This window comes from Nocardia sp. PLKS1-43, from assembly GCF_059510335.1.
In genome coordinates this window covers 258,767-271,150 of the sequence record NZ_JCAJZQ010000001.1, presented here as the reverse complement: position 1 = coordinate 271,150, position 12,384 = coordinate 258,767, and the positions used below count along the sequence as shown (strand labels likewise).

Annotated in this window: 12 protein-coding genes and 1 pseudogene; 6 read left to right on the top strand and 7 right to left on the bottom strand. The window is 65.0% G+C overall.

Translation table 11 applies throughout. From position 1 onward, the window contains the following. The first annotated feature begins 292 nt into the window (after positions 1-292). The gene (locus AC5WS7_RS01260; protein WP_495952458.1) at positions 293-907 is read left to right on the top strand and encodes a TetR/AcrR family transcriptional regulator; all 615 of its coding nucleotides are present in this window, start codon (positions 293-295) and stop codon (positions 905-907) included. A gap of 133 nt (positions 908-1,040) precedes the next feature. Here the strand turns inward: AC5WS7_RS01260 and AC5WS7_RS01255 are convergent, their stop codons facing one another. Continuing rightward, positions 1,041-1,400 carry a hypothetical protein gene (locus tag AC5WS7_RS01255; RefSeq protein ID WP_495952457.1) on the bottom strand — a complete coding sequence of 120 codons (360 nt, stop codon included), beginning with the start codon at positions 1,398-1,400 and terminating at the stop codon, positions 1,041-1,043. A 439-nt stretch (positions 1,401-1,839) separates the two neighbouring features. Here AC5WS7_RS01255 and AC5WS7_RS01250 point away from each other — a divergent pair, with 439 nt between their 5' ends. After that, positions 1,840-2,835, top strand: coding sequence for a GlxA family transcriptional regulator (locus AC5WS7_RS01250; RefSeq protein ID WP_495952456.1), 996 nt, complete (start codon positions 1,840-1,842; stop codon positions 2,833-2,835). A 112-nt stretch (positions 2,836-2,947) separates the two neighbouring features. Here AC5WS7_RS01250 and AC5WS7_RS01245 read toward each other — a convergent pair whose 3' ends face one another. Then, complete coding sequence (locus tag AC5WS7_RS01245) at positions 2,948-4,285, bottom strand: serine hydrolase (protein WP_495952455.1); 1,338 nt, start codon at positions 4,283-4,285, stop codon at positions 2,948-2,950. A 35-nt stretch (positions 4,286-4,320) separates the two neighbouring features. Beyond that, positions 4,321-5,724: an alpha/beta hydrolase family protein gene (locus AC5WS7_RS01240; RefSeq protein ID WP_495952454.1), complete on the bottom strand. Its 1,404-nt coding sequence runs from the start codon at positions 5,722-5,724 to the stop codon at positions 4,321-4,323. Here AC5WS7_RS01240 and AC5WS7_RS01235 point away from each other — a divergent pair. Beyond that, positions 5,695-6,246: a helix-turn-helix domain-containing protein gene (locus AC5WS7_RS01235; RefSeq protein ID WP_495952453.1), complete on the top strand. Its 552-nt coding sequence runs from the start codon at positions 5,695-5,697 to the stop codon at positions 6,244-6,246. The two genes, AC5WS7_RS01240 and AC5WS7_RS01235, sit on opposite strands and share 30 nt — an antisense overlap. On the opposite strand, the gene AC5WS7_RS01230 is transcribed toward AC5WS7_RS01235, so the two are convergent. Beyond that, entirely contained in the window at positions 6,194-6,646 is a 453-nt protein-coding gene (locus tag AC5WS7_RS01230) for a transposase (RefSeq protein WP_495952452.1), read from the bottom strand. The two genes, AC5WS7_RS01235 and AC5WS7_RS01230, sit on opposite strands and share 53 nt — an antisense overlap. A gap of 694 nt (positions 6,647-7,340) precedes the next feature. Here AC5WS7_RS01230 and AC5WS7_RS01225 point away from each other — a divergent pair. From AC5WS7_RS01225 to AC5WS7_RS01215, 3 genes and pseudogenes are all read left to right on the top strand, one after another. Next, positions 7,341-7,781, top strand: coding sequence for a hypothetical protein (locus tag AC5WS7_RS01225; protein ID WP_495952451.1), 441 nt, complete (start codon positions 7,341-7,343; stop codon positions 7,779-7,781). A gap of 360 nt (positions 7,782-8,141) precedes the next feature. Further along, the gene (locus AC5WS7_RS01220; protein ID WP_495952450.1) at positions 8,142-8,873 is read left to right on the top strand and encodes a transposase; all 732 of its coding nucleotides are present in this window, start codon (positions 8,142-8,144) and stop codon (positions 8,871-8,873) included. A gap of 108 nt (positions 8,874-8,981) precedes the next feature. After that, positions 8,982-9,767 (top strand): annotated as a pseudogene (locus tag AC5WS7_RS01215) (ISL3 family transposase); the annotation flags it as partial. A gap of 390 nt (positions 9,768-10,157) precedes the next feature. On the opposite strand, the gene AC5WS7_RS01210 reads toward AC5WS7_RS01215, so the two are convergent. The 3 genes from AC5WS7_RS01210 to AC5WS7_RS01200 all read right to left on the bottom strand — a co-directional run bounded on the left by AC5WS7_RS01210 (position 10,158) and on the right by AC5WS7_RS01200 (position 12,299). Beyond that, entirely contained in the window at positions 10,158-10,985 is an 828-nt protein-coding gene (locus tag AC5WS7_RS01210; RefSeq protein ID WP_495952449.1) for an SDR family oxidoreductase, read from the bottom strand. A gap of 61 nt (positions 10,986-11,046) precedes the next feature. After that, positions 11,047-12,012, bottom strand: a complete 966-nt coding sequence (locus AC5WS7_RS01205; RefSeq protein WP_495952448.1) for an LLM class flavin-dependent oxidoreductase — start codon at positions 12,010-12,012, stop codon at positions 11,047-11,049. Then, positions 12,009-12,299: a DUF1330 domain-containing protein gene (locus tag AC5WS7_RS01200; protein WP_495953701.1), complete on the bottom strand. Its 291-nt coding sequence runs from the start codon at positions 12,297-12,299 to the stop codon at positions 12,009-12,011. Before AC5WS7_RS01200 ends, AC5WS7_RS01205 begins: the two co-directional genes overlap by 4 nt. Positions 12,300-12,384 lie beyond the last annotated feature (85 nt).

The window sequence follows — 12,384 nt, the reverse complement described above, 5'->3', positions numbered from 1 at the left end:
CAGCCGATCGACACCCGCACGCTCGGAGACCGGCGCAGCACAGACCGTCGATGAGAGCCGTTGCCCCATTGGCTTTGCCGGACTCCCCCTCCTTGCTCGAACTCGTCGCATGGCGAATCTCCGACAACCCGAACCGCGATACACGACACCCGCCGTTGAACCGAAAACGGTTATGCTGCATCACATTCCGCAGGACAGGAGCACTGCCGGACCAGACCGCCCGAGGTACACTGATTTACCAGTAGGTCAGATTCTGACCAGTACCCGCCCGATAGTCAAGAGGTAGAAGACCATGACGCCACGCCTCCCGAACGGCGACCGCGGCACCTCGGCACACATCCTCGACGTCGCTGAACGACTCGTGCAGAGTCGTGGGTTCAACGGGTTCAGCTACGCGGACATCGCCGCGGCCCTGGCGATCTCCAAACCTGCTCTGCACTATCACTTTCCGAGCAAGGCCGAGTTGGGCCTGGCCCTCGTGCAACGGTACGAACAACACTTCTTCCAAGCCCTATCGACGGTCGACGATCGCGACGCGCCTGCCCGACTCGAGCACTATGCGAGCCTGTACGCCGGGGTCCTGCGCGATCAGCGAATGTGCTTGTGCGGCATGCTCGCAGCGGAATACCGAACATTATCGGAGCCGATCCAGCAATCGGTGGTTCACTTCTTCGACCGAAACCATGCGTGGCTCTCCGGAGTACTGATGCAGGGACAGCAGGAACGAACCCTTGCCTTCGCTGGATCTGCGCGCGAACGAGCACACATGATCACCAGTTGTCTGGAGGGTGCGCTGCTCACAGCCCGCCTGTACGACGATCTCGGGATGTTCAAGGCGACAGCCGCGCATCTCCTCGACGGTTTCAAGCCCGCCTCCGTCGGCGAAGCCGGCGGAACCGCAGGCTGATTCGACGGTCGGCCCCATCGCCCGAACACCAGGTGACATCCTGGCGACGGTCGTCGGGGCCTTGCCATGTGGCCCGGACAGGTCAACTCGAGTACGGCCATTTCGAAAATTTTCGGGCCGATGCGTCCTGGTGTTATGGGCGGAACAGTGGGCCGCATCGTGAACTCCATCCCCAGACGTCGGCAGCGCTCCAAATGACCGGCTCTTCGCCGAGGGTCAATTCGATGACGCATTGCGACCCGGGATCGTCCAGCAACTCGGCCTCCCAGGTCTTGCTCCAACCGGATGGCACGTGATTCGCGGCATTTCCTCGCTCCTGCAGTCGTTCGGCCAGTTCCGAGAGCATGTGCATCGTGTCGGTCAGCACCGACCGACTGTGCTGGCGGTGGCCCCTGCGGGCTGCCCTGGGCCGGGTGAAGCCATCGACGATGATGATCGCCGCCCGAGTGTCGGCGGCAATGCGATGCACGATCTGCGCGGCCGCACCGATCAACACCGCATCCCCACGTTCAGCACCTACTCTGACCAGGAGGCAGTCGACGAATCTCGTTGTCGCGCATAATGGCCAGGCTTCCAGGCCGACCGCGCCGGCGCCCGCAGCCGCGAGTGTGACCGTGTATTCGGCTGTGCGACAGCGACTGCAGTGGATTCGCATACCTGTGTCCTCGTGCCGAGAGTTATGTCAGCGGAGCTGCCAATTCCAGATGGATACCGTCCGGGCCGCTGAACGACGGGATCGCGATGCCGGACGACTTTGTTTCGATGAGGGGCATGCGTCCTCCGCGATATCGGTGGTGCAGCGTTCGCAACGGCGCCGGCCGGGCTTTCGGCGGCGCAAGGGCGAGATGTCGCGATCAGCTGTATTAGAACGATAGAAGACAAGGAATGTAAGCACCGGTGTCGTACCGGACAGATCTGGTACCGTTTGCGACATGGAGGTCGCGGTGTGCGTCATCGATGGTGTTGCCGACTTCGGATTCACCGCGGTGCTCGAAACCTTCAATATGGCCAACGCCTTGTTATCCGAGCTGGACTGCCCACCTGCGCCGTGGCGCGTGCGCACCACATCGCTCGGCTCCACCATTCGGTCGAGCCACGGCCACCTGGTGCCGACTACACCATTGGATGATCTGGGCAGTGAGATCGATGTGGTGATCATCCCAGCGGTCGGCATCCCCGATGTCAGCAGGCTGATCGACGTCGTTTCAGCCCCCGCGAATCGTCCACTACTGGAAAGAATCTCAGCGGCCGGACGCCACGGCGCACACCTCGCCGCAGCGTGCACCGGGACCTTCTTTCTAGCTGAAGCCGGGGCGTTGGACGGACTCGAGGCAACCACGAGCTGGTGGCTCGGCCCGACCTTCCGACGCAGATATCCGAAAGTGGACGTCCACGAAGGCCGCACACTGTGCCGCACCACGAGGGTGACAACCGCGGGCGCGTCATTGTCGCACCTGGACCTCGCACTGTCACTGATCACTCCCAGCAGTCCGGCACTGGCGGAACTCGTCGCCAGATACCTGATGGTCGGTGACCGCAGGACCCAGATCGAATTCGCGATACCGGAGGTGATCGCCCGAGGAAACTCACTCGTCGCGGCGTTCGAACGCTGGGTGCGTCAACACCTCACCGACCAGTTCGCCATCACCGATGCTGCCCACACTCTCGGCGTGAACGTTCGCAGCCTGCAACGCGCGACGCAGGCCGAGCTGGGCATGTCCCCCAGGGATTTCATCGACGAGATTCGCCTCGAGCAAGCGACCCGGCTGTTGCGCACGACCACCCTGACAGTGGACACGATCGCCACCAAAGTCGGTTACCTCAACGCCGGGACACTGCGCGCACTGTTCCGGCGACGCCGCGGACGAACCATCGCGGACGTCCGCGCCTCAGCTACCGGCTGGGAACTCACCCCCGGAGGAAGATAGACGGTTCATCTCACCGCGCCCCGAGGCGGGACGCAGCCGTCCGGCCGCTCCGCCCACGGGTATCGCACGCATATGTCTCCCGCCGCCCCTGTTCCGTTCCATGGACTCCTCGTCAGTGTTCGTCCTCGACAACACCGTCCCGCATCAGCTCGAAGGCGCTGCGGATGATGTCCTGACCGGCACGGCACACGACCGCGGTATCGAGGGTGGTGTGCGGATCGGAGACCATCAGGCTCGCAACCAACGTGCGGCCCTCGGCGGTCCGGACAAGGTAATGAAGTGTGACGACGCCCGGCTCGCTGCCGCCTTTGTACCAGACAGTTGGGTAGCGTGCGCTGTCGAGGTTGAGCCCTTCGTCTTTCAGCGAGAGGGCGTGGTCGATCTCGGGGCGGTCGAACCGGACGAGTCCCGCGTAGGCGCGGCAGATATCGAGGGGGGAGGAGAACCATTCGATCCGGTCGATGCCGCGTGGCTCCGGCCAAATCCCCGTCGCGACGGGCAATTCCGAGCGCTCCAGCTCCTCGACGAGTGCCAGACGGCGCGAATACGAGAGCTCCACATACTGATCTCGGCCGTCGGCATCCGGGGCATACTTGAAACCGAAGAACGCCTTGGTGCTCAGGAATGGACGATTCCGCTCCGGTACGCTATGCCCGAGTAACTTCAACTGCCGCTCCACCGCGTCACGCCCCAGCCGGTGCAGCAGATGATCGGTCGCGCTGTTGTCGCTCAACGAGATCATCAGGTCGGCATACTCGGCCAGCGGAGCCATCGCACCGGCCGGACGGTCCTGCATGACCCCTGAGGGCAAGCTCTTCCACTCATCCCGGATCGGCAATAGTTCGTTCCAGTGGGCATCGCCGTCGGCGACGGCCTGCGCCAGGGCGGCAAGGACATACAACTTGAACGCCGATCCGGTGGGCCGGACCATGTCGGGTTCCGCGCCGAGGACCAACCGGAACTCACCTGCCGCGTCGATCTCCCCCGCCGCGAACGACACCCGCGCACCCAGTTCGGGCAGTCGGTCCTCGATCTGCTCCCTGTTCAGCAGCGGCCCCGCTGGCTCGGTCAACGACACATCCTCGAGCAGGCCGTCATTATCGACCCGAACGCTCAATAGGTATGTGCGCCGCCCGCTGACCTCGGCCTGTAGCCGGTGGGAACTCACAGCACGGATCTCCCCGAGTTCGAGCGGACCCAATGCGGCCAGCACCGCAGTGAATCCTTCTGGGCCGCCGCTGGTTTCGAGCATTCCCGCGCTCAATCCGGCGCGGATCTCCTCGTCCGGCACAGGCCGGGCGGACGTGGACGCGCCGATGATCCACCGCAGTCGAGCCTCCGCGAGATGAACGCCGACGACAGCGTTGTCATGTAGCGACCGCCGGGAGTTGGACACGGTCGAGTTCGGTCGAGCGCCGGCGACGACGGCGTGGGTGGTGTTCTCGGACATGAGGTGGCCTTCTCGTGTGTGCGATCAGCTATCAGCTAGCGGCGGTTCAGGAGTCGGGCGAGCGGACCGCGCTTGCTTTCCGGCGCAATCCATTCCGCGATGTCGGCGACGACTGCCGCGTCGACATGATTCGGCTGCTCGACGTCGGAGGGCACGGACCGTCCGGTGCCCGGGTAGAACATGTGGTCGTCGGCGTCGTGGATGCGGATGGTGACATCGGCGCGGCCCGCCAGCCCCTGCTGCCAGCCGGGCAGGTCATCGGCGACGGTCACCTGATAGTCGCGCCCACCCTGCAGAACCAGGATCGGCTTGTCCAGTGCCGCCGCCGTAGCGACCTGGTCGTATGCCCGCATGTCCAGCCAGTACGAGGCCGGCATCCCGAACAGCAACTCGGACGCCGGTGTCTCCGGCGACAGTGTGGGGCTCTCGGTCATCTCGACAGCTCGCGCCAACGCCGCCGCCTGATCGCGGACGTCCGCTCCCGTCTCCGAACCCGCGATGTAGTCGAAGACGCGAAGCGCGGCACGCGTCAGCGGCACGGTGTCGCCTGCCAGGATGACCACCCCCGCGACAGCCGGCTCGACCGCAGCGATCCGCGGCGCCGCCTTACCGCCGCCGCTGTGCCCGGCCACATACACCCGCCCCGGGTCGATTCCCGGCTCCTGCCGCAGCAGCCGCACCGCCGCCGTTGCCGAATGCACGTACTCTTCGACCATGGTGAACCCGCGTTGATGGTTCATCTCGGTGTGCACGAAATTGACCTTGTCGAACCGCAGTACCGCGATCCCGCGGCTCGCCAGCCCCCACGCGAGATCCTTGAACGGTTTGTTCGGCCCCGTCGTGACGTCCCGATCCATCGCACCGGAGGAAACCAGCACCACCGCAGGCTTCGCCCCGCGCCCTCTCGGCATGGTCAAGGTCCCCGGCACGGCATACGCCCCGGACTCCAAGCCCACCTCCCGCTCGCTGAACCGCCTCGGTACGGCGTAGCGCGGCGGTTCCCACGCCGAATCCTCCGGCGGCGCAAGCCGGAACCCCTGCAGCAGACCAGCCGAGTCGATCACCATCCGAACCACCAGCCCGCCGACACCACCGGTCACGGGCACCTTCGCCCGCGTCGACCCGGTGTCCAGCGGCTCGAGAACGGCCGGGCCGACAGCATCCACCCCACCGATCTTGGCGGTCTCCGCGGCCCACGCCACCCGAATGGTGTCAGCCGAGACCGCCACGGCCAACGCCGGCCCGAACAGCGTCGCGAGCTCGTCGAATCGCTCTCCCCGCAGCATTTCCAACACAGTCTCTGCGACCTCGGTCGGATCGGTCAGTGTCGCCATCACCTCCACCTTTCTCCATAAATGCAACTGTTCTCGAATATTGAGAACGTTAGCAGCCTGTGCGACGATTGGCCAGTGGAACCCCTCGAACTCCTTCTGGCCCACCCCGCCCGAATCCGGATCGTCCACGCGCTGCGCGGCGACCGCACGCTGACCACGACCGACCTGTGCGCCGTGTTGCCCGACCTGTCGAAAGCATCCGTATACCGCCACGTCGAGGTCTTGGTCAGCGCGGGAATCCTGGAGGTCGCCGAGGAGCGGCGGGTCCGCGGCGCGGTCGAGCGCCACTACCGTTTGCGCCCCGAACGCGCCGTCGTCGACGCCGACACTGCCGCCACCGCAACCATCGATGACCACCGCCGCATCTTCGCCACCGCCATGGCCGTCCTGATCGCCGAATTCAACGCATACCTGGCCCGCGACGACGCCGACCCGGGAAACGACCCCGTCGGCTACCGCCAACACGCCCTCTGGCTCGCCCCTGACGAACTCGAATCCCTCATCACCGACCTGCGCGAGGTCCTGATCCCCCGCATGGGCAACCAACCCACCCCCGAACGCGCCCGCTACCTGATCAGCCCCATCCTCTTCCCCTCGGCAGAAGGCCCGCCCGAACGCCTACCCTGACCCGCCCACGGTTACCGCAATCCTGAAACTGCCCGAATCCTCCGGCGACAGTGTCGGGGCCGGCGTACTCGGCCATCAGATCGAACCGGGTCGGTTCGTCTGCATCGCGGCAAAGTACGCCGACGCCTTTTTTCAGGAACGCGATGTCTTTGTACTGCTCAGCGACCTGCCTTCGCAGTCGCGCCAGCTCGGCTCGCTCCGCGGTATCCAAGGGTTTTTCTCCGTGGATCTCGGCGACGGCGATCCTGCGCCGCTCGTCTTTGCCCCACGTCCCCAGCAGGCTCTCGTGAATGCCCAGTTCACGGGCAACTTCGGCGACCGTGCGACCGGAATCGATCACACGATGCGCAGCCTCGACCTTGTACTCGGCCGTGAACGACCGACGCTTACGAGGAGGCATGCAGACATCCATTCAACTGGATCGGTGATCCTGTCAACTCGGTGTCCACCATTCGGGGTGAACCTCAGATCCCCTCGGCTTGCCGTGCCACGAGATCGTTGATCACCTGCTGGTAGGCGATGCGGGACTCGGTGCTGATAATGCCCTGGCACAGTTCGTCCAGATGACGCGATGCACCAACCAACGACCGGCCTCATCGGGGATCAGAACCTCCAGTCCGTAACCGGCGAATCGGTCGCGGTGGAAGTCGCTACCATGGCACACCCGAATCCGCTGTGCTCGGCGGAGAGCGAGTGCACCAGGTCGCCGCCATACGCGATGATCCACGTCGGTGTCCGGCCGTGCCTGTCCCGGAACAACGGAATCGAACTCATCCGGCGCAGTGTGCAATCCCTGGATGGCTGTCGACATAGTCCTCAGACGCTCACTCTCAGTAGCTTGTCACCCGTCATCTGCCCACGGTAGTAACGGCGCCCGCGCCCGGTGAGTGCTCAGAGCAGTCCGACCGCGAGGGCGGTCGACCGAAAATACCGGCCGGGCATCGCCGAACTCGTGCGCGCGATCGCCGACACCGCAATCCGACCGAGACGCCGCTACGAGAACCCTCCGCGAATAGAAGTTCAGCCAGATAGCGGATCTTTGGGAGCAAAGAATCGGGCTATCTTCAGATCCTGTCGGGCGCGAACACGCCAAAATGATCTGGGAGTTCAGGAAAATGAGAAAATCGAAATTCCTCGCCGTTTCTGTGGCGAGCAGTGCAGCATTGGCAGTTGGCGGGGTTGCGTTCGGCACGGGGCCCGCCTCAGCCGCCACTTACAACGGTGCATGCGGCTCGGGCTACTCGGTGATCGACCACCACGACATCCAAGGCGGTACCATATTTCTCACCTATAACAACGGCTCGAATTGTGTTGTGACAGTACGCGACCAACCCGGCCAAAAATGGTGGATGTCCGCTAATGTCAGTATCACAGGCAGCTCGGATATTCATCAAGACCCAGGCTGGTTTACCACCTACGCCGGGCCAGTGTTCGTGAATGCGCCGGGCCAATGCATCAACTGGGGAGGTACAATCACAGTTCCTCCGGCCCAGGGCGGTGGTTCGTGGGAACAAATCGGGAGTCATTGCCGCTGACATTATTCGTTGCGGTACGCCGCACCCGCATTTAAACCGAATCCTCGACCAAACCTGAATCCGTGGATGGGCGGGGCTCGTGGACGGATTCAGGTTCGAGATGTTGAGCTAGGATCCGCGCCATACCCAGAACTGAAAAGGGCTGACACCCACCAATGATGGTCATCGGGATCGACGCGCACAAGCGCACCCACACCGCAGCCGCAGCCGCAGCCGCAGCCGCAGCCGACGAGCTCGCCCCGCCACAAGTCGACCAGAACAGTCGGCACCACCACCAGCAGCGACCACCTCGCACTGTTGAAATGGGCGCAGGCACAAGGTGGTCCGGACCGGCTATGGGCCATCGAGGACTGCCGTCACATGACCCGCCGCCTCGAACGAGATCTGATCGCCGCCGGTGAACGCGTGATCCGAGTGCCGCCGAAACTCATGGCTCACCCCCGCGACGCGGCCCGCACCTACGGCAAATCCGACCACCTGGTCGCCGAACGGACCCGCATCTTCGCCCGGCTGCGCTGGCACCTGCACGAGCTCGACCCAGCATGGGCCCCGCCTGCGAAACTCGACCGGACCAGCGCATTCGACCGAGACGCAACATATCTGGCCCAGGCCACCGGGCTTCTCGCGCGGCTCGCGGCGACCCTGGTCGAGCATTGCCGTCGTCTGACCGTCGAGATCGATGACCTCGCCACGGAGATCGGCGCCCGCATTACCAAGCTCGCGCCGTCACTGCTGGCGATCGTCGGCTGCGCCGAGTCGACCGCGGCAAAGATCATCGGCGAAACCGCTGGGGTGGACCGGTTCCGATCCAAGGATGCCTACGCCCGGCACAACGGCACCGCACCGCTACCGGTCTGGTCGTCCAACCATGAACGCCACCGGCTGTCGCGGACCGGGAATCGGCAGCTCAACGCCGCGATCCATCGCATCGCGCTCACCCAGGCCCGCTGCCATCCCGGCGCCCGAGAACTACTCGCACGCCGCAAAGCCTCCGGCGACGGTGGTATGGAGGCGTTACGAGTCCTCAAACGCCGAATCTCCGACGCCGTCTTCCGCGCCATGGTCAACGACCATCTGACCATGAAGGCTTGACAGAGGAGCAAGCGACACTCCCCTCTCACGATCATCGTCCGGCGCGTTTCAGAGGGACTGTCTGAGATCTGGCTCTGTCGCACCTTCGGCTCTGGCTCACTTTCGGTGGTGACGTCGCGGTATGGGCATCATGTTTCGGTGCGTGAGGTGAATGTGCCTGCTGCCGTGGTGGTTTCGGGGTTGTTGCCGCTGGTGGTGGAGGATGTGGTCGATGAGGGTAGGCAGGTCGTGGTGTGGACGCGGACGCCCGACGACCCGGCGGCATGTCCGGGCTGCGGCGCCGAGTCCGCGCGGGTGCACAGCTATCACTGGCGCACGGTATCCGACGTGCCACTCGACGAGCGTCCGGTGACGGTGAACGTGCAGGTCCGTCGGTTGTTCTGTCCAACAACGAACTGCCGCAACACCTTCCGCGAGCAGATGGCCGGTGTCCTGGAGCGCTACCAGCGCCGCACGGCGCGTCTGACCGGCCAGGTGCAATCGGTCGTGCGGGAACTGGCGGGACGGGCCGGTACCCGGTTGCTGGAGCAGTTGTCGGTGCGGTTGTCCCGGCATACCGCGGTGCGGGTGCTGCTGGGAATCCCCTTGCCGCAGCGGCCGATTCCCGAGGTGGTCAGCGTGGACGAGTTCGGGCTGTTGCGCCGGCACCGGTACGCCACGGTCGTGATCGACCCGGTCTCTCACGACCGCATCGATGGCCTGCCCGATCGCAAATCCGACACCTTGGCCGCCTGGCTGGCCCAGCATCCGCAGGTGAGCACGGTCGTGCGGGATGGTTCCACCACCTATGCCGAGGCCGTGCGTCGTGCACGACCTGCGGCAACCCAAGTGTCGGACAGGTGGCACCTATGGCACGGCCTGGCCCAGGTCGTGGAGAAAGCCGTCGCCGCGCATGGCCGTACTCGCGCACCCCCATCCTGGCACGGACGAAACGAGGACCGACCGATCAATCCCGTGGCGGGCGGACCGTTGCATACCGGCACGAATTTGGTTGTGGCAACGCTGATTACCGGACGCAATCAGCAGGCAAAACTCGTGCGCAACGAGAGACGCGCTGTGCAAAACCGCTGCGTAAGTTGACATGCGGCGGCAAACGGCGAGCAAAACGTGGGCGCACCGGTGTACGACTTTTGCACGATAATTTTGCGTCTCCCCACCCCTGACCAGCGACGTTGAGTGCGTGACTGCTCCCCTCGCCCGGATCACCATATGCACGCTTCGCTGCACATATGGTGATCCGGGCGAGAGGAGCAGTGGAGTAGTATCGACCGCCAAGGGGTGAAATCATCGACCGATCAGGTACCCCACGGCCTGCCTGGCGTCCGGGAAAGATCCGGACAGACCGGAGCTGATATAGCCCGAATCGGCGTTCAGCGCGATACCGGTGATCCCGGCGGCGGCGTCACTGCACAGGAACAGCAGCGGGTATGCCTGATCGAGCGGTGTCGCATGGTCGATACCGGCCGCTGCCCGGTAATCGGATCCGAACTCGAGCCACCGTTGGGGGGTCGCCCGGGCCAGGGGGGTGTCGGTGGTGCCCGGGCACAGTGCGTTGATCCGAATTCCCTTGCGCAGCAGCGGTAATGCCTGTGCCGCGGCGTAGGCGCAGACCGCCTGCTTGCTGAACATGTAGGTCGCGTTGTTGTTCTCGACCGCCCACCGAGACGCCTCATGGAAATCCACGATCGCCAGGAACTCCTGAATCGCGAGAAGATTCGACTCCCATCCCAGGCCCGCGGAGGAGGAGATGAGTCCGATCGCGGAACCTCGCGGCAGCAGATCCGCGGCCAGCAGACCCTCGATCAGGCGACGATGGCCCAGGAAGTTGATCCGTTCCAGGCCCGGCGTCCCGTCCGCGACTCCAGACGCGGCGAGCACCGCGTGCACGGGACCGCCGACGAGGTCCACGGCAGCGTCGATCGAGGCGGCGTCGGCGAGGTCGATCGGAATCACCTTCACCCCGGCCAGCGTCACCGGCGCGTTGTGGGCGGCGACCACGACCTCGGCGCCGGCGCTCAGTGCAACTTCGGCTGCGGCGGCGCCCATTCCGGTGGCCCCTCCCACCACCAGAACCCGCTTACCGTCGAATCGGAACGCATCGAACAACGTCATACCGTCTCCTTCGTCTCTGCACTGCGTGATCGATGAAAGTCCGGCCGGGCCGGTCGACTGCTCAGCCCCGGACCGAGGCGAAGGCGCGCAACTCGCGGGCGACATCGGGACCGGTCGGCATGTACAGCACCTCTCGGAAGCCTACGTCAGCCAGCCCCGCCAACTCATCGGCGATCCGTGCGCGGTCGCCGATCATCGTGCTCGTATCGATATGGTCGAGCAGACCGTGATCTCGATCGGCCAGATGCGTGTGGTGCCCCTCGAAGGCCAGCAGATGACGTTCCTCGGGCGGGGCGAGCGATTCCAATTCCGCGCGCCAGGCCGCACCACCCGGCATCGCGTCCACCGCGGCGGCGCCGCCGTAGGCATAGGCGGAATGCCACTGGGGCACCCGGCACGGCCCGACCGCTGCACGCACGCGCGGATCGTCGGGGTATTCGCCGGGCTCGAGCACGGTGCCCGAGACCATCGTGGCCGTGGGCAGGGACGGATGCACCGGCCCGATGACGCCGTCGGCCACCTCGGTCGCCACCTGCGCACCACGCGGGCCGAATACGCTGAGCCATAACGGCACATCGATCGGCCGGTCCACAGTCAATCCGTCGAAGTGCAGCATCCGCGCGGGCTTCCCGTCCAGCACGACGGTCTCCCCGGCAAGCAGCGAACGGACCGCGACGGTGTAGCGGGCCAGGGCGTCCAACGTCATCGGACGCTGCCCCATCGTCACCCGGGCGGTGAAGCCCGTCCCGAAGCAGATCCGCAGACGGCCCTCGGACAGCCTGGCGATGGTCGCGATCGACGCGGCCATCGCCATCTCCGAACGCTGGGTGGGTATCGAGACCGCGGTCCCGAACCGGATCCGGCTCGTTCGCTCGGCCGCCAGTGCGAGATGGACGAACGCGTCCTCCCACAGCGGCGCCGAATCGTTGATCCACACCCGCTCATAGCCCAGCGACTCCGCCAGCACGGCCAGGTCCGCGAAGGCCGGGCCGGGCGGCAGAGCACACGAAAGCTCGAGCCGACTCACTGCTGTGGCATTTCGAAACCAGTCAGGATTACCGCATTGCAGTCGGCCGCGGCGAGCCGCAACGGCTTGGCCTTCTGGTAGCTCTCCGAGTCGTACCAGGTGTGCGCCGCCTCCACCGAGGCGAACTCCATCACGACCGTCCGGGTGCCGTGCCAGGAGCCCTCGAGGACCTCCGGCTTCGGGTCGACCGACAGCACGGTGCCGCCACCCTCCATCATCGCGGCGCCCGCCGCCTGCTCGTAGGCGGTCATACCCTCCTGATCGTGCACATCCTCGGTCACGATCATGTATGCCTTGGCCACTCGAACTGTCCCTTCGTGCGAGATCTCCGCACCACGCGGAGATTTATAATCCTCATTCTGGGTTATCGAG